The 15,960-nt window shown below is 71.8% G+C and carries 14 protein-coding genes; 7 read left to right on the top strand and 7 right to left on the bottom strand.

Annotated elements, in window-relative coordinates; all coding sequences use genetic code 11:
- Window positions 1-135 precede the first annotated feature (135 nt).
- Entirely contained in the window at window positions 136-1,017 is an 882-nt protein-coding gene (panB, locus tag PV364_RS23595) for a 3-methyl-2-oxobutanoate hydroxymethyltransferase (RefSeq protein ID WP_319662215.1), read from the bottom strand.
- Window positions 1,018-1,185: 168 nt separating this feature from the next.
- Here panB and PV364_RS23590 point away from each other — a divergent pair, with 168 nt between their 5' ends.
- The 4 genes from PV364_RS23590 (at window position 1,186) to PV364_RS23575 (ending at window position 5,948) form a co-directional block, all read left to right on the top strand.
- On the top strand, window positions 1,186-2,790 hold the full coding sequence (locus tag PV364_RS23590) for an MFS transporter (RefSeq protein ID WP_319662214.1): 1,605 nt from the start codon (window positions 1,186-1,188) through the stop codon (window positions 2,788-2,790).
- Window positions 2,787-3,434, top strand: coding sequence for a TetR/AcrR family transcriptional regulator (locus PV364_RS23585; protein ID WP_319662213.1), 648 nt, complete (start codon window positions 2,787-2,789; stop codon window positions 3,432-3,434). Before PV364_RS23590 ends, PV364_RS23585 begins: the two co-directional genes overlap by 4 nt.
- A gap of 262 nt (window positions 3,435-3,696) precedes the next feature.
- A complete protein-coding gene (locus PV364_RS23580; protein WP_415924593.1) occupies window positions 3,697-4,617 on the top strand; it encodes an endonuclease/exonuclease/phosphatase family protein in 921 nt (306 codons plus the stop codon).
- A gap of 122 nt (window positions 4,618-4,739) precedes the next feature.
- On the top strand, window positions 4,740-5,948 hold the full coding sequence (locus PV364_RS23575; protein WP_319662211.1) for an MFS transporter: 1,209 nt from the start codon (window positions 4,740-4,742) through the stop codon (window positions 5,946-5,948).
- 743 nt (window positions 5,949-6,691) lie between these two features.
- On the opposite strand, the gene PV364_RS23570 is transcribed toward PV364_RS23575, so the two are convergent.
- The gene (locus PV364_RS23570; RefSeq protein WP_319662210.1) at window positions 6,692-8,449 is read right to left on the bottom strand and encodes an NAD+ synthase; all 1,758 of its coding nucleotides are present in this window, start codon (window positions 8,447-8,449) and stop codon (window positions 6,692-6,694) included.
- A 197-nt stretch (window positions 8,450-8,646) separates the two neighbouring features.
- On the opposite strand from PV364_RS23570, the gene PV364_RS23565 reads away from it, so the two are divergent.
- The gene (locus PV364_RS23565; RefSeq protein WP_319662209.1) at window positions 8,647-10,008 is read left to right on the top strand and encodes a glutamine synthetase family protein; all 1,362 of its coding nucleotides are present in this window, start codon (window positions 8,647-8,649) and stop codon (window positions 10,006-10,008) included.
- A 102-nt stretch (window positions 10,009-10,110) separates the two neighbouring features.
- Window positions 10,111-10,668 (top strand): DUF1990 domain-containing protein, encoded by a 558-nt coding sequence (locus PV364_RS23560; protein ID WP_319662208.1) that lies wholly within the window; start codon window positions 10,111-10,113, stop codon window positions 10,666-10,668.
- Window positions 10,669-10,681: 13 nt separating this feature from the next.
- Here the strand turns inward: PV364_RS23560 and PV364_RS23555 are convergent, their stop codons facing one another.
- The 4 genes from PV364_RS23555 to PV364_RS23540 all read right to left on the bottom strand — a co-directional run bounded on the left by PV364_RS23555 (window position 10,682) and on the right by PV364_RS23540 (window position 14,302).
- Window positions 10,682-11,350, bottom strand: coding sequence for a hypothetical protein (locus PV364_RS23555; protein WP_319662207.1), 669 nt, complete (start codon window positions 11,348-11,350; stop codon window positions 10,682-10,684).
- 121 nt (window positions 11,351-11,471) lie between these two features.
- A complete protein-coding gene (locus tag PV364_RS23550) occupies window positions 11,472-11,876 on the bottom strand; it encodes a DUF6416 domain-containing protein (RefSeq protein ID WP_319662206.1) in 405 nt (134 codons plus the stop codon).
- 96 nt (window positions 11,877-11,972) lie between these two features.
- Window positions 11,973-13,487, bottom strand: coding sequence for a glycerol kinase GlpK (gene glpK / locus PV364_RS23545; protein WP_319662205.1), 1,515 nt, complete (start codon window positions 13,485-13,487; stop codon window positions 11,973-11,975).
- A 47-nt stretch (window positions 13,488-13,534) separates the two neighbouring features.
- Entirely contained in the window at window positions 13,535-14,302 is a 768-nt protein-coding gene (locus PV364_RS23540; RefSeq protein ID WP_319662204.1) for an IclR family transcriptional regulator, read from the bottom strand.
- A 181-nt stretch (window positions 14,303-14,483) separates the two neighbouring features.
- Between PV364_RS23540 and PV364_RS23535 the strand changes: the two genes are divergently transcribed.
- A complete protein-coding gene (locus PV364_RS23535) occupies window positions 14,484-14,918 on the top strand; it encodes an ATP-binding protein (protein ID WP_319662203.1) in 435 nt (144 codons plus the stop codon).
- Window positions 14,919-14,937: 19 nt separating this feature from the next.
- On the opposite strand, the gene PV364_RS23530 is transcribed toward PV364_RS23535, so the two are convergent.
- Window positions 14,938-15,960: a TolB-like translocation protein gene (locus PV364_RS23530; protein ID WP_319662278.1), complete on the bottom strand. Its 1,023-nt coding sequence runs from the start codon at window positions 15,958-15,960 to the stop codon at window positions 14,938-14,940.

Genomic DNA, 15,960 nt, shown 5'->3' with positions numbered 1-15,960 from the left:
CGGGGGGCCGGGTGTACTCAACCGTCCCGGAAAAAACTTCCGCCCCGGGGAGGGGGATTCCCGGGGCGGAAGCAGGCGGCAGGGCGCACCGCCGCACAGGGGGGTCCTCGGTGGGCCGGACCTCGGTGGCGGACCTCAGTGGAAGCTGTGCTCCGCGGCGGGGTAGGCGCCGCCGGTCACGTCCTCCGCGAAGGCCTTCGCGGCGTCGCCGAGCGTCTCGCGCAGCGCGGCGTACTGCTTGACGAAGCGCGGCACGCGGCCGCCCGTCATCCCCGCCATGTCGGTCCACACCAGCACCTGGGCGTCGCACTCCGCGCCGGCGCCGATGCCGACCGTCGGGATGTGCAGACTGCGGGTGACCTCCGCGGCCAGCTCCGCCGGGACCAGCTCCAGGACGACGGCGAAGGCGCCCGCGTCCTGCACGGCCTTGGCGTCGCGCAGCAGCTGCTGCGCCGCCTCCTCGCCGCGGCCCTGGACGGTGTAGCCGCCGAAGGCGTTGACCGACTGCGGGGTGAGGCCGATGTGGGCCATCACGGGGATGCCGGCCTGGACCAGCAGCTCGATCTGGTGGGCGGAACGCTCGCCGCCCTCCAGTTTCACGGCGCCGACCCCGGCCTCCTTCAGCAGGCGGGTCGCGGTGCGCAGTGCCTGCGTCGGGCCCTCCTGGTACGAGCCGAAGGGCAGGTCGCCGATCACCATCGCGCGCTTGGTGCCGCGCACGACGGCGGCGGCGAGCATCGTCATCTCGTCCAGCGTGACCGGGACGGTGCTGTCGTAGCCGAGGTGGCAGTTGCCCATCGAGTCGCCGACCAGCAGAACGGGGATGCCGGCCTCGTCGAAGACGGAGGCGGTCATCGCGTCGTAGGCGGTGAGCATGGGCCACTTCTCGCCGCGCTCCTTGGCGGCGGCGATGTCCCGGACCGTGATGCGGCGGGTCCCCTTGCCCCCGTACAGCGCCCTGCTGCTGTCGGACGCGGGCTGGGCAGGCGCCTGGGCAGCCGAAACGGCGTGCGTCATCGCAACGCTCCTTGTGTTCATCTCGAGGCGCCCTGACGGCGTCCCCGGACCGTTTCCATGCTGACACGACCTGCCGTCCGCGCAAAGGGGGACTCCGGTCACTTCGCTTTGCCGACCTTTTACAATACGATACGGTCCCGTATCGAAATTCAGGTCTAGCGTGGAACCATGTCCGCCGACGTGCCGCAGATCCGGCCCCTCAGCGTCCCGGAGGCGGTCCATCGCCGCCGCTGGGCCATCCTCAGCGTCCTGTTGCTCAGCCTCCTCGTGGTGGTGCTGGACAACTCGATCCTCAACGTGGCGATGAAGACGATCGCCGAGCCCGCCCCCACCGGCCTGGGTGCCACCCAGAGCCAGCTGGAATGGGCGATCAACTCCTACACCCTGGTCTTCGCCGGCCTGCTCTTCACCGCCGGCCTGCTCGGCGACCGGCTCGGCCGCAAGAAGGTGCTGCTCTTCGGCATGGTCGTGTTCGGCATCGGATCGGTGCTGTCGGCCTTCGCCGGCTCCTCCGGGGAGCTGATCGGCTTCCGCGCCGTCATGGGCTTCGGCGGCGCCTTCGTCATGCCGGCCACCCTCGCCATCATCATCAACGTCTTCGAACGCGAGGAGCAGCCCAAGGCGATCGGTATATGGACCGGCGCCGTCGGCCTGGCCATCGCGATCGGCCCGGTCACCGGCGGCCTGCTGCTGCAGCACTTCTGGTGGGGCTCGGTCTTCCTGGTCAACGTGCCGATCATCCTGGTCGCGCTGGTGGCGATGGTGCTGCTCGTCCCCGACTCCCGCGACCCGCGGCCGGGCCGGCTCGACCCGATCGGCGTGCTGCTGTCCATCGTCGGCCTCGTGCTGCTGGTGTACGGCATCATCAAGGGCGGCCAACTGGCCGACTTCGGCGCCCCGGAGGCCTGGACGACCATCGTCGGCGGTCTGCTGATCCTCGGCGCGTTCGTCTGGTTCGAGGCGCGCAGCACACACCCCGCCTTCGACGTGGCGTACTTCCGCAACCCGACCTTCTCGGCCTCGGTCTCCGCGATCGGCCTGGTCTTCTTCGCGCTCATGGGCGTGACGTTCTTCATGGTCTTCTACATGCAGAGCGTGCGCGGCTACAGCGCGCTGGAGTCCGGGCTGCTGCTGCTCCCGCTGGCCGTCGCCCAGCTGATCTTCGCGCCGCGGGCCCGACTCGTCGTCGACCGCATCGGCGCCCGGGCCACCTGCGGCGCCGGCCTCGGGCTGATCGCGCTGTCCTTCCTCGGCTTCCAGCTGCTGGACGGGGACAGCCCGATCTGGATCCTGGAGCTGCTGTTCTTCCTGATGGGCACGGCCATGGCGCACGTCATGCCGCCCGCCACGGTCGCGATCATGTCCTCGCTGCCGCGCGAGAAGGCGGGCTCGGGCTCCGCCGTCAACAACACCTTCCGGCAGGTCGGCGGCGCCCTCGGCGTGGCAGTCCTCGGTTCCGTGATGTCCACGGTCTACCGTGACGGCATCAAGGACCATCTGACCGGCCTCCCCGCCGGTGTACAGCACCAGGCCGGCGAGTCCATCGAGGCCACCCGTGCCGTCGCCGAGCACATGGGCCCCGCGGGCAAGGCGCTCATCGGCCCCGCCACCGACGCGTTCATCCACGCCATCCACGTCACCGCCTGGGCCTCGACCGCCGTCGCCCTGCTCGGGATGGTCGTCGTGCTGCTCTTCCTGCCGCGCAAGAACGCGGGGACGCGCCCCGCGGGCGGCGAGGAGCGTGAGGCCCGTCCGGTCGAGGTAGGCCGATGACGGTGCCGGTGCCGGTACCTGCGACGCCCGCGCGGGAGCGCTCCGAGGCCGGACGGCCCCGGTGCCCGCGCGGGCGTCCGCGCAGCGCCGAGGCCGATTCGGCGATCGTCGAGGCCGTGCTCCGGCTCATCGAGGAGGGCGCCACCATCGGCGGGCTGTCCATGGAGGGCATCGCCCGCGCCGCGGGCGTCGGCAAGTCCACCGTCTACCGGCGCTGGCCCGGCAAGGACGCCCTCATGCTCGACGTCCTGCGGTCCCTGGACGAGACCGCGCCCGAGCTGGCCGGGGTCTCGGTCCGGGACGACCTGGTGACCTGTGTGGAGTTCATACGGCGCCGCGCCCTGGTGAAGCGGTCGTCCGCGCTCATGCGCAACGTCCTCGCCCAGTTCCAGAACGTTCCCGAGCTGTGGGCGGCCTACCACGACACGGTCATCGTCACCCGCCGCCGGCAGGTCGCCGAGGTCCTGGCCCGCGGTATCCGCGAGGGCGAACTCCGCGACGACATCGACCTGGAACTCCTCAGCGACCTCTTCGTCGGCCCTATGCTCTCGCGCGTGATGCTGCGCCCCGAGGCGTCGCTGCCGGACGGACTGTCCGAGCAGATCGTGGACTCGGTGCTGCGCGGCGTGCGGGCGGTGCGCTGAAGGGGGGCGTAACGGGCGGAATGTGCCCGTTGTGTCACAGGCGCCCACGTGCCGCCCCTCGCGGGAACCCGCCGCCCGGCGCGCCCCGTCCTTCACGTGTCGATCCCCTATGGTCGACTGAGCACTTCGCAAGACAGTGAGGACTTCCCTTATGGCGCAGGCGTACGACGCGGATGTGACCACCGAAGGCGGCGGGGAGCCGCGACGCGGGTCCGGCGCGGCGGGACGATTCCGGCGTTGGGTCAAGAAGTTCAGGGACGGCATGTGGCGGCGCGGCATCATCACCGCCGTACTGGCCGTCCTCACAGCTGTGGTGATGGGCTTTCACGGGGCGCTGCCCAACCGGATCGGCAACGTGGGCAGCCTGCTGGAGACCTTCCTTCCGTGGGTCGGGCTGGCGATCCCGGTACTGCTCGTGGTGGCTCTGCTCCGGCGCTCGGCGACCGCGCTGATCGCGCTCCTGCTGCCGGTGCTGGTCTGGGTCAACTTCTTCGGCGGTCTGCTGTCCGACAAGCACACCGGTGGCGGCGATCTGACCGTGCTCACGCACAACGTCAACGCCGACAACCCCGACCCCGCCGGCACCGCCCGCGACCTCATCGCCTCCGGCGCCGACGTGATCGCCCTGGAGGAGATCGCGGCCGGCCAGGCACCGTCGTACGAGAAGGGACTGAAGGGCACTTACCGCTATCACTCCGTGCAGGGCACGGTCGGGCTGTGGAGCAAGTACCCGCTCACCGGCGTGCGCCCGGTCGACATCGGGCTCGGCTGGGTCCGCGCCATGCGGGCCGCGATCACCACGCCGGACGGGAAGGCCGCGGTCTACGTCGCCCATCTGCCCTCGGTGCGCGTCAAGTTCAACGCGGGCTTCACGGCGGGGGAGCGGGACCACAGCGCCGACGACCTCGGCGAGGCCATCGCCAGCGAGAAGGTGCCCGACGTGATCCTCATGGGCGACCTCAACGGCACCATGAACGACCGCGCCCTCGCCAACATCACCTCGCAGATGCGCTCCACGCAGGGCGCCGCCGGCCACGGGTTCGGCTTCAGCTGGCCCGCCGACTTCCCGATGGCGCGGATCGACCAGATCCTCGTGAGGGGCGCGGAGCCCACCGACTCCTGGGTGCTGCCGCCGACCGACAGCGACCACCGGCCGGTCGCCGCCAAAGTGGCACTTTCGTAGCAAGAGGGCTTAACACGCCGTTCGTCTGTGGGTGACACCACGGGAAGAATGGTCGGGGAGAGTTTGTTCCGCAGATAAACTTATAGGGCTCCCCGCCCCCCACCTCCCCGGAAGGGTCGCTCATGCCTCTCGCCCTGCTCGCACTGGCGATCAGCGCATTCGGCATCGGTACGACGGAGTTCGTGATGATGGGCCTGCTGCCCAACGTCGCCGACGACCTGCACACCTCCATCCCGACCGCCGGCTACCTCGTCTCCGGCTATGCCCTCGGTGTCGTCATCGGCGCGCCCCTGCTGGCCGCCCTCACCACGCGCATGCCGCGCAAGGCCCTGCTCATCATGCTCATGGGCCTGTTCACGGTCGGCAACACCCTGTCCGCGCTCGCCCCCGGCTTCGGCTGGCTGCTGGCCGGACGCATCCTCGCCGGGCTGCCGCACGGAGCCTTCTTCGGCGCCGGCGCGGTCGTGGCGGCCGGCATGGTCGACCCGGCGCGCAGGGCCCGCGCGGTCTCGCTCATGATCGCCGGGCTCACCGTCGCCAACATCGTGGGCGTCCCCGCGGCCACGCTCATGGGCCAGCACCTGGGATGGCGGGCCACCTTCCTCACCGTCGGCGTGATCGGTCTCGTCGCCATGGCCAGCATCGCGCTCCTCGTCCCGCGCATGCCCGTGGCGCCGGGCGGCGGACTGCGGCACGAACTGTCGGCCTTCCGCAACGCACAGGTCTGGCTGGCGCTGGCCACCACGATCTTCGGCTTCGCCGCGGTCTTCACGGTCTACAGCTACGTCACGCCGCTGCTCACCGAGGTCGCCGGGTTCGGCGACGGCAGCGTCACGATCGTGCTGGCGCTCTTCGGCGTCGGCGCCACCATCGGCAACCTGCTCGGCGGGCGCCTCGCCGACCGGGCGCTGCGGCCCGCCCTGCTCGGCAGCCTCGCGGCGCTCGCGGTGGTCCTGCTGCTGTTCACGGTCACCTCGCACGCGCGGTGGAGCGCGGCGCTGAGCGTCGTCCTCCTCGGGATCGCCGCGTTCGCCGCGGGCTCGCCCCTGATGATGCTCGTCATGGACAAGGCCCGGCACGCCCCCGGACTGGCCTCCGCCGCGAACCAGGCGGCGTTCAACCTGGCCAACGCGGGGGGTGCGTGGCTCGGCGGGTTCGTCATCGCGAGCGGGCTCGGCTACGTCGCGCCCGCGGTCGCGGGCGCGGGGCTCGCGGTGAGCGGTGTCGTGATAGCGGGGGCGGCGGTGCTGCTCGAGCGCCGTTCCGGGGGGTCCGCGTCGCGGGTGGTGGCGGCGGGGGCGGTGCGGGGGGCGCCCGAGCGCGTCGGCTAGCGCCGGGCTGTCCGGGTAGGTTTTTTCCCCGCCCTCCCGCCCGTGTGCCCTGTGAGGTCTGGGCGCCCCGGCGCGCGTGTGGTGGGGGCCGGGTGCGGGGCCTCCGGGGCTGGCCATTCTGGACAGCACATTTAGGTGCCTCGGGTACCTGCCGTTGATCACCCCGGGTCATGCACCCAAATATGCTCCACAGTCCAGAACGCCCACCCCTCCGACCCCGCCCCCTCCGTTTCGTATCGCGCCTGATCCCCGGTGGGGGGTAGTGGCGGCACCGTGCCCGGGGCCGCCCGCTGGCGCAGCGCGGTCCGCGGGGCCAGCCCATCGCGCGGCAGGCCGAAGGGGCGGAGTCAGGCAACCGCGGTCACCCGGACCGCCCCCACCCCCCTCCGGCGCGGTCCGCGGGGCCAGCGCTCGCGCGGCAGGCCGCCGGGGCAGAGTGAGGCGACCGGGGTCACCCCGGACCGCCTCTTCACCCCCCTCCGGGGATCAGGCGCATATGGAGACGGAGGGGGCGGGGTCGGAGGGGTGGATGTTCTGGACGCTGCGGGATATTTGTGCGCGCCATCCGGGCAGGGACGGGATGAGCAGGTGCTGGAAACGCGCGTAAATATCCCAGTCCAGGACGTGCAGCCCCGGAGGCCCCGCACCCGGTCCACCCCGCACGCGCGCCGGGGCGCCCTGACTTCACAGGGCACACGGGAGGGCGGGCGGGGAAAAAGCCTCCCCGGTCCGGACGCGAAGCGTCAGGCGTGTTCGCGCCAGCGATTCGTGATCGGAAGCCGCCGGTCCTTCCCGAACCCCTTCGCCGAGATCTTCGTCCCCGGCGGATACTGCCGCCGCTTGTACTCCGCCGTGTCCACCATCCGCAGCACCTTCGAGACGAGCTCCGCGTCGAACCCGGCGGCGACGATCGCGTCGCGCCCCTGGTCCTGGTCGACGTACATCGCCAGCATCCGGTCCAGCACGTCGTAGTCCGGCAGGGAGTCCGTGTCGACCTGACCGGGCCGCAGTTCCGCGCTCGGCGGCTTGGTGAGGGAGTTCTCCGGGATCGGCGGGGTCTGGCCGCGCTCGCCTGCCGCGTCGTTCCGCCAGCGTGCGAGGCGGAAGACGGTGGTCTTGTAGACGTCCTTGATCGGCCCGTACGCGCCGACGGAGTCGCCGTACAGGGTGGAGTAGCCCACTGCGAGCTCGCTCTTGTTGCCCGGGGCGAGGACGATGTGCCCCTCCTGGTTGGAGATGGCCATGAGCATCGTGCCGCGGAGCCGGGACTGCAGGTTCTCCTCTGCGAGGCCGGTGAGCCCGAGGGCGCCCATGTAGGCGTCGAACATCGGGGCGATGGGGACGGTGCGGAAGTTCAGCCCGGTGCGCCGGGCGAGCTCGGCGGCGTCGTCCTTGGAGTGGTCCGAGGAGTACCGCGACGGCATGGAGACGCCGTACACGTTGGCCGCCCCGACCGCGTCGCAGGCGATGGCCGCGACGAGGGCCGAGTCGATGCCGCCGGACAGCCCGATGAGCACCGAGCGGAAGCCGTTCTTGGCGACGTAGGCACGCAGGCCGACCACGAGCGCGGTGTAGATCTCCTCGTCGTCGCCGAGCCGGGGCGCCTCCTCGCCGCGGACCTCCGGCTCGTAGGCCGGGAGCGGCTCGGCGGAGAGCGTGACGTGCTCGATCTCCAGACCGTCGTCCGCGATGCCGCCGGGCACCTTGGCGGGGTCGGCGGCCGGCAGGTCGAGGTCGAGCAGGACGCAGCCCTCCTCGAACTGCGGGGCGCGCCCGATCACGTCGCCCTCGGCGGAGACGACGATCGAGTCGCCGTCGAAGACCAGCTCGTCCTGGCCGCCGATCATCGCGCCGTAGGCGAGGGTGCAGCCGGCCTCCTGGGCCCGCTTGCGCACCAGCTCCAGCCGGGTGTCGTCCTTGGCGACCTCGTACGGGGAGGCGTTGATCGCGACCAGCAGACCGGCCCCCGCGGTGCGGGCGGCGGGCACACGGCCGCCGTCCTGCCAGAGGTCCTCGCAGATGGCGAGGGCGACGTCGACCCCGTGCACCCGGATCACCGGCAGGGTGTCACCGGGCACGAAGTAGCGGAACTCGTCGAAGACGCCGTAGTTGGGGAGGTGGTGCTTGGCGAACTTCAGCACGACCTTCCCGCCGTGCAGCACGGCGCCCGCGTTGCGGGGCGAGCCGGCCGGCTGGCCGTAACGCGGCTGGGCCTTCTCACTGCGGTCGAGGTAGCCGACGATCACCGGCAGGTCCCCGAAGCCCTCCGCGGCCAGGCGGGCCGCGAGCTGCTCCAGGGCGGTCCGGCTGGCTTCGACGAAGGAGGAGCGCAGCACGAGATCCTCGACGGGGTACCCGGTCAGCACCATCTCGGGGAACGCCACGAGGTGGGCTCCCTGTTCGGCGGCGTGCCGGGTCCAGCGCACCACCGACTCCGCGTTGCCGGCGAGGTCGCCCACGGTGGAGTCGATCTGATTCAGAGCGAGGCGTAGTTGAGGCACGGCGCCCAGTGTAATCGTCAGACCGACGCGATGTCCGGCTGCGCGCTGTGTGGCGCGGCCCACGTCTTGTCGTTCCGACTGTCGGAGCGGCGCGACGGATGCGTAATCTGGTCGAAACCGCGGCGGGTGATACTGGCGTGCCCCGCCATGCCTTTTGGCTGTGGTGCACAGGTGGTATGACCTGCAAGGATGTAGCTATGGACAAGCAGCAGGAGTTCGTTCTCCGCACCCTTGAGGAGCGGGACATCCGCTTTGTGCGGCTTTGGTTCACGGACGTGCTGGGCTATCTGAAGTCCGTGGCGGTCGCGCCGGCCGAGCTGGAGCAGGCCTTCGACGAGGGCATCGGCTTCGACGGCTCGGCGATCGAGGGCTTCGCCCGGGTGTACGAGTCCGACATGATCGCCAAGCCGGACCCCGGCAGCTTCCAGATCCTGCCCTGGCGCGCCGAGGCGCCCGGCACCGCCCGGATGTTCTGCGACATCCTCATGCCGGACGGCTCCCCGTCGTACGCGGACCCGCGCTTCGTCCTCAAGCGGTCCCTGGCCAAGGCCTCCGACCTGGGGTTCACCTTCTACACGCACCCCGAGATCGAGTTCTTCCTGCTGAGGAACCTGCCGCTGGACGGCACCGTCCCGGTCCCGGCCGACAACTCCGGCTACTTCGACCACACGCCGCAGAACGTGGGCCAGGACTTCCGCCGGCAGGCGATCACGATGCTGGAGTCGATGGGCATCTCGGTGGAGTTCTCCCACCACGAGGGCGCCCCCGGCCAGCAGGAGATCGACCTGCGCTACGCGGACGCGCTGTCCACCGCCGACAACATCATGACCTTCCGGCTGGTCATGAAGCAGGTCGCGCTGGAGCAGGGCGTGAACGCCACCTTCATGCCCAAGCCCTTCAGCCAGCACCCCGGCTCCGGCATGCACACCCACCTGTCCCTCTTCGAGGGCGACCGCAACGCCTTCCACGAGTCCGGCGCCGAGTACCAGCTCTCCAAGGTCGGCCGCTCCTTCATCGCCGGGCTGCTGAAGTACGCCGGCGAGATCTCCGCGGTCACCAACCAGTGGGTCAACTCCTACAAGCGCATCTGGGGCGGCGCCAACCGTCCCGCGGGCGCCGGCGGCGAGGCCCCCTCGTACATCTGCTGGGGCCACAACAACCGCTCCGCACTGATCCGCGTCCCGATGTACAAGCCCGGCAAGACCGGCTCCACCCGCGTCGAGGTCCGCTCCCTCGACTCAGGCGCCAACCCCTACCTCGCCTACGCCGTACTCCTCGCGGCCGGCCTCAAGGGCATCGAGCAGGGCGCCGAGCTCCCCCCGGGCGCCGACGACGACGTCTGGGCCCTGTCCGACGCCGAGCGCCGCGCTCTCGGCATCGAGCCCCTGCCGCAGAACCTCGGCGAGGCCATCCACCTCATGGAGCGCAGCGAACTGGTCGCCGAGACGCTCGGCGAGCACGTCTTCGACTTCTTCCTCCGCAACAAGAAGCAGGAGTGGGAGGAGTACCGCTCCGAGGTCACGGCGTTCGAGCTCCGCAAGAACCTCCCGAACCTCTAGCCCGTCCGGTCCGGGCCGACGGCGTGAAGCCGCCGGCCCGGCGCCGCGTCGCGCACCCTGGGCCGTACCGTGCTGGAGTGGCCACGTCCGAAGGGGAGTCTCATGGCCGGACGCAGTACGAGCCGCTCCCCGACCGGTGCGCTCACCTACGCCGCTGTCGGGGCGACGCGCCCCGCGCAGGAGCCGTGGTCGCCGGAGGGCGCGGGCCTGCGCCCCTTTTCCCGCACCGTCGTCATCGGCCACGGGGACGCGGACTGGCGCGCCGCGGCGGACGCCGTGCTGCGCTGGGGCGTCAAGCGGCGCAGCGGCTTCACCGTGACGGGCTGTGACGGCGCCGGTGAGCGGGTCGCCGCGGGAGCCGAGTACCGGATCACCGTGGGCCTCGGCCCGTTCGCCGTGCGGGAGCCCGTGCGGGTGGTGGCGGTGGTGGACGCACCTGAGCGATGCGGCTTCGCCTACGGGACGCTGCCCGGGCACCCCGTCTCCGGCGAGGAGGCCTTCGTGGTCCACCGCTCCCCGGACGGCGCGGTCTCACTGACGATCCGCTCCCTGACCCGCGCCGCTCCGCACGGTCCGTGGCGGGTCCTGTTCCCGGTGCTGCTCCTGGCGCAGCGGTTCTTCCGGCGGCGTTACCTACGGGCCCTGACGGCGTGCACCTGAAGGGGGCTACGCGTCACCCTCGGACGTCCAGCAGTCGCTCGTGCTGGCGGCGCGCGACGGCCTCGGGCACCGCCACCGGATCGCCCTCACCCTGCGGCAGCAGGAACTGCGACAAGGTGCCGCCGGTGCGGACGACGGACTCCACATTGCCCTTGCCACCGGGCGCGGACGCGTTCGTGATCAGGTAGGACACCGCCTCGTCGCCGGCCTCGACGGGTGCCACGTCCTTGACGGTGAAACCGTACTCCCAGCCCGCGGCGGACCTGGCCCTGAAGCCGCCGCACTCGGGCACCGCCTCCTTGAGCTCCGCCACCCAGGCCCGCGCCTCGGCCTCGGTGTGGCTGCTCAGCGCCAGGCTCCCCGACGTCGTCCCGCCGGCGCCGCGCACGCCGTCCAGCGTCTCCCACACCAGCGCCTTTCGCGCGTGGCGCGGACGCGCACTCATCATGTCGGCCAGCGGCTGGCACCTGGGCGGCGACGCGGTCACCACATCGTCCGGGTCGAACAGCGGCATCCCCGGCCCGACGTCGGCACTGAGCCCCGGAACGTCCGAGTCCCGGAGCAGGGCCCTCGTCAGCTCTCCCTTGCCCAGCGACCTGTCTTCGGTTGCCTTCGCCGCCCCCGGACGGCTGCCGCAGCCGGCGCACATCGCCGCGACGGCCACGAGGACAGCACAACGCATCAGACTCCGCACAGCAGGTCCCCCCACCAACCCCGGGGGCATGCCCCCCGTACCCCGATCTCGGCGGTGACCCTGGCAGCCGGCCGGTGCGACCAGGCTCTCCCGCTTCGGAATGGCGGAGTCACCCGCCCGGCTGGGCGGCCAGGAACACGGCCGCCACCGAAGGGCGGACCGCGTACGTCGCGCCGATGCTGCCCTCCGGAGCCTGCCACCAGTGGAAGGGAAGGCGCCGCCCGCTGTTGCCGTGTGCCTTGCTCATCCCGGACAGCACACCCGCCACGCGGTGCGCGGGGTTGCCCTCGTTCGGCCCGCCCATGACCTCGTCCACCAATTCCGTGCAGTGGATGCTCCGCCCGGGGTTGCGCAGCAGGTACTGGAACACCCGCAGGGTCTGTGCGGGGAGTTCGGCCAGGAACACCGCGGCGCGCTCCAGGTCCTCCGGGCCCCATTCCGGGGCGCCGTAGTGCCCCTCCTCACCGGAGTGCTGCGCCCACCGCGCGTCGGTCTCGATCAGGAACAGTGTCACGTCGGCCCCCCAGGCTGGTGATCGGCCCCGCCATTCTGCCCGGCACGAGCACATCGCGAGCACGCATTGGCACGGCTGTGTTCCCACCGGACCGGGTCACGAGGCCCGCGGGGGCTGGATCCAGCCGACGGAGCGTTCGACGGCGCGCTTCCAGCTGTCGTACTCGGTCTCCCGCCGCGCGGGCTCCATCGCGGGCAGCCACTGGGCGGCGCGGTGCCAGTTGCGGCGCAGGACCTTCAGGTCCGGCCAGTAACCGGCGGCCAGGCCGGCGGCGTAGGCGGCGCCGAGGGAGACGGTCTCGGCGACCATGGGGCGGACGACGGGGACGTCGAGCACGTCGGCGAGGAACTGCATGAGGAGGTTGTCGGCCGTCATGCCGCCGTCGACCTTGAGCTCCTTCAGGGCGATCGAGGAGTCGGCGTTCATCGCGTCGACGACCTCGCGGGTCTGCCAGCCCGTGGCCTCCAGGACGGCGCGGGCCAGGTGGCCCTTGGTGATGTACGAGGTGAGGCCGACGATGACCCCGCGGGCGTCGCTGCGCCAGTGCGGGGCGAACAGCCCGGAGAAGGCGGGGACGATGTAGCAGCCGCCGTTGTCCTCGACCGTGCGCGCCAGGGTCTCGATCTCCGGGGCGCTGTTGATCAGGCCGAGCCGGTCGCGGAACCACTGGACGAGGGAGCCGGTGACGGCGATCGGGCCCTCCAGCGCGTACACCGCGGGCTGCCCGTCGATCTTGTACGCGATGGTGGTGATCAGCCCGTGCGTCGAGCGCACGAGGCGGTCGCCGGTGTTGAGCAGCAGGAAGCTGCCGGTGCCGTAGGTGCACTTCGCCTCGCCGGGGGAGAAGCAGGTCTGCCCGAACAGCGCGGCCTGCTGGTCGCCGAGGGCGGCGGCGAGACGGACTCCGGGGAGCACGACCTTGGCCTCCCCGTAGACCTCGGCCGAGGCGCGGATCTCCGGGAGCATCGCGCGGGGCACGCCGAAGAAGTCCAGCAGCTCGTCGTCCCAGGCCAGCGAGCGGATGCTCATCAGCATGGTGCGGCTGGCGTTGGTGACGTCGGTGATGTGCAGACCGCCGTCGGGTCCGCCGGTGAGGTTCCACAGCAGCCAGGTCTCCATGGTGCCGAAGAGCACGTCGCCGTCCGCGGCGCGTTCCCGCAGGCCCGGGGAGTTCTCGAAGCTCCAGCGCAGGCGGGGCGCGGAGAAGTAGGTGGAGGGCGGCAGGCCGCAGCGTTCCATGAAGAACTCCGAGCCCGGCTCCAGCGACAGCTCGTCGACCTGGCGCGCGGTGCGGGTGTCCTGCCAGACGATGGCCCGCCCCAGGGGGGTGCCGGTGGCGCGGTCCCACAGCACGGTGGTCTCCCGCTGGTTCGCGATCCCGATGGCGGCGACCTCCTCGGGGGTGATGTCCGCCTCGGACAGGGCCTGCGGCACGATGCGCTGGAGGTTGCGCCAGATCTCCAGGGCGTCGTGCTCCACCCATCCCGGCTTGGGGAAGTGCTGCTGGTGCTCGCGCTGTGCGACCGACACCAGGCGCCCGCGGTGGTCGAACAGGATGCATCGGGTGGAGGTGGTGCCCTGGTCGATGGACAACACATACCGTTCAACCATGTCGGGGGCCTGCCTTCCGATGCGTTCGGGGCCAGCTGCGGGACCTGCTACCAGCGGGCCGCTCCCAGGTCTCTGGAGATCGCCCGGGCCGCCTCCCGGAGCAGGGTGACCATGGCCGGTTGCGGCCGGCCCTTGGAGTCGCAGATCCGCTCGACGGGCCCGGCGACGCCGATCGCGCCCACGACCAGCCCGCCGTGGCCGCGGATGGGCGCGGCCACGCCCGCCTCGCCCATCGACATCTCCTGCACCTCCGCGCCCCAGCCCTGCTCGCGGACCTCGGCGAGGGCGCGGCCCAGCTCCTCGGGGTCGGTCAGGGTGTGCCGGGTGTACGCCTCCAGCCCGGCGGCGACCGCCGCGTCCACGTGGCTGGCCCCGAACGCCAGCAGCACCTTGCCCAGGGCGGAGGCGTGCAGCGGCAGCAGCGCCCCCACGTCGAGGGTCTGCAGACTGTCGTCTGGCCGGAAGACGTGGTGGACGATGAGTACCTGGCCTTCCAGGGGGGTGCCCAGCCGTACCGTCTCGCCGCTGCGCGCGGCCAGGGCGTCGGCCCAGTTGATGGAGCGCGAGCGCAGGTCGTTGACGTCCAGGTAGCTGCTGCCCAGGTGCAGGAGGGCGGCGCCGAGCTGGTACTTCCCGGTCGACGGGTCCTGCTCGACGAAGTCGACGTGCTGGAGGGTGCGCAGAATTCCGTGGGCGGTGCCCTTCGCCAGACCCAGCGAGGCCGCCACCTCGCCGAGACCCAGCCGGCGGGAGCCCCCGGCCAGCAGGCGCAGGATTGCCGCCGCCCGTTCGATGGACTGGAGCGGGCCGGCCATGTATCGATCGTAGCCCGGCTGTTGCGGCTCGGCAGCGGACGCGGTCCCCGGGCCCCTCCGGCAGGGGGAATGCGGCGTTCGGTAATGCCGACCCGGTTTCATTGCCCTTCACCCGGTCTGTCAATAGCGTTCGCAGGACGTCCGGGTGCCCGCCCGGCGGGGCTCCTCGGAGGGAGGACACATGACGGCGGAGCCGAACACGATGCCGCAGCGTGAGGACGTGCACGTCGCCCCGCTGTCCCACATCCCCGGCGCCCTGTCCGTCGTCCGCCGGCGGGTCCGCGCGGTCCTGGCCGACTGGAACCTCTGCCCGGAGCTGACCGAGGACGTGCTCCTGGTGATCTCCGAGCTGACCACCAACGCGATCGTGCACGCCCTGGGGCCCGCGACCCTGCGGGTGTCGTGGGTCGCGCTGGACGGCCTGAGCGCTCTGCACATCGAGGTGACCGACTCCGGGCCGGCCAACCCCTGCGGGCCGCCCGGCGGCATCGACCCCGACGAGCACGGCCGGGGGCTCGGCATCGTCAAGGCCCTGTCCGCCCGCTACGGCATGCGCACCGACCGTGACGGAGTCACCCGCTGGGCCGACCTCCCCGTGCGGGTGGCCGCCGCCTGAACCCCGCCGGCCCCGCCGGTCACTGCCCGAGATAGGCCGGTGCAAGCGCGGCCGTGGCCATCCGCCGCGCCTTCCCGGTGCCGTCGGCCGGCACCGTCCACAGGTCGGCGCCGAAGTCGCCCGCGAGGGCGTAGACGATCGTGCGGTCGTCCCGCCAGACGACCTGGTCGTCGACGCTGCGGTCCTCCGAGAGCGGCCGCTCCCGCATCGTGGCGAGGTCCAGGACGTACAGCCGCCACGGGGCGTCGGGGGACAGGCCCGCCACGCGCTTCTTGAAGACCAGACGGGTGCCGTCGGGGGACAGCGAGGGGCACTCGACGTTGCTGCGCAGGGTGCGCACCGAACCTGCGGCGACGTCGCCGCGCACGAGGTAGGTGCGGCCCGCGGTGCCCAAGGTGGCGTAGAAGTGCCCGTCGTCGGCGAAGGTCACGCCCCAGAAGTTGACGTCGGCCGCGTGGTAGGGCCTGCCGTCCTTGGTGATCGTGAAGTCCTCGAGGTTACCCCGCAGGTCCCAGGTGCGCGTGTCGAGGACGGAGGTGCGGGTGGAGAAGTTGGTGCCGGCGTACGAGTCGCCGCCGACGAAGACCGTCCAGGCGACCATGCGGCCGCTGGGGGAGACCCGGGCCCGGGTGGGGATGCCGGCCAGCGGGTAGCTGCGGAGCTCCTTCAGGTGCGCGTCGAGCACGACCGCACGGTAGGTGTCCTGGACGGTGCCGTGCACGGACTGCAGGCAGATGCCGGTGCCGGCGGCGGCGTAGAAGCGCAGGCACTTGATGCCGGAGGCGGTGCGGGCCCCGTCGGGACGGTCGGCGGGCACGGTCGCCAGCTCGTCGCGGTGCGGGCCCCAGGCCATGTTCCGGAAGACCATGCGGGGCGCGTCCGGGGCGAGGGAGACGCTGCCCTCGGTGACGGCAGGACCGCCCGCCTGGGGGCGGTCCTTCTCGGCGGCCCGGTCCGCGGCGTGCAGCACCGCCGCCGCGGCGACGGCGGCGAGGACCGCCACGGCGGCCAGCAGCACGAGCAGGCGGTTCCGGGGGCTGAT

Source organism: Streptomyces sp. MI02-7b (assembly GCF_033793585.1).
In the GTDB taxonomy this organism is placed as follows: Bacteria; Actinomycetota; Actinomycetes; order Streptomycetales; family Streptomycetaceae; genus Actinacidiphila.
This window is presented reverse-complemented; position numbering and strand designations above follow the sequence as displayed.

Bases quoted from the DNA above. Each gene is read 5' to 3' on its own strand.
- panB (WP_319662215.1), bottom strand. From the start codon at position 1,017: ATGACGCACGCCGTTTCGGCTGCCCAGGCGCCTGCCCAGCCCGCGTCC.
- PV364_RS23590 (WP_319662214.1), top strand. From the start codon at position 1,186: ATGTCCGCCGACGTGCCGCAGATCCGGCCCCTCAGCGTCCCGGAGGCG.
- PV364_RS23585 (WP_319662213.1), top strand. From the start codon at position 2,787: ATGACGGTGCCGGTGCCGGTACCTGCGACGCCCGCGCGGGAGCGCTCC.
- PV364_RS23580 (WP_415924593.1), top strand. From the start codon at position 3,697: ATGTGGCGGCGCGGCATCATCACCGCCGTACTGGCCGTCCTCACAGCT.
- PV364_RS23575 (WP_319662211.1), top strand. From the start codon at position 4,740: ATGCCTCTCGCCCTGCTCGCACTGGCGATCAGCGCATTCGGCATCGGT.
- PV364_RS23565 (WP_319662209.1), top strand. From the start codon at position 8,647: ATGGACAAGCAGCAGGAGTTCGTTCTCCGCACCCTTGAGGAGCGGGAC.
- PV364_RS23560 (WP_319662208.1), top strand. From the start codon at position 10,111: ATGGCCGGACGCAGTACGAGCCGCTCCCCGACCGGTGCGCTCACCTAC.
- PV364_RS23555 (WP_319662207.1), bottom strand. From the start codon at position 11,350: ATGCGTTGTGCTGTCCTCGTGGCCGTCGCGGCGATGTGCGCCGGCTGC.
- glpK (WP_319662205.1), bottom strand. From the start codon at position 13,487: ATGGTTGAACGGTATGTGTTGTCCATCGACCAGGGCACCACCTCCACC.
- PV364_RS23540 (WP_319662204.1), bottom strand. From the start codon at position 14,302: ATGGCCGGCCCGCTCCAGTCCATCGAACGGGCGGCGGCAATCCTGCGC.
- PV364_RS23535 (WP_319662203.1), top strand. From the start codon at position 14,484: ATGACGGCGGAGCCGAACACGATGCCGCAGCGTGAGGACGTGCACGTC.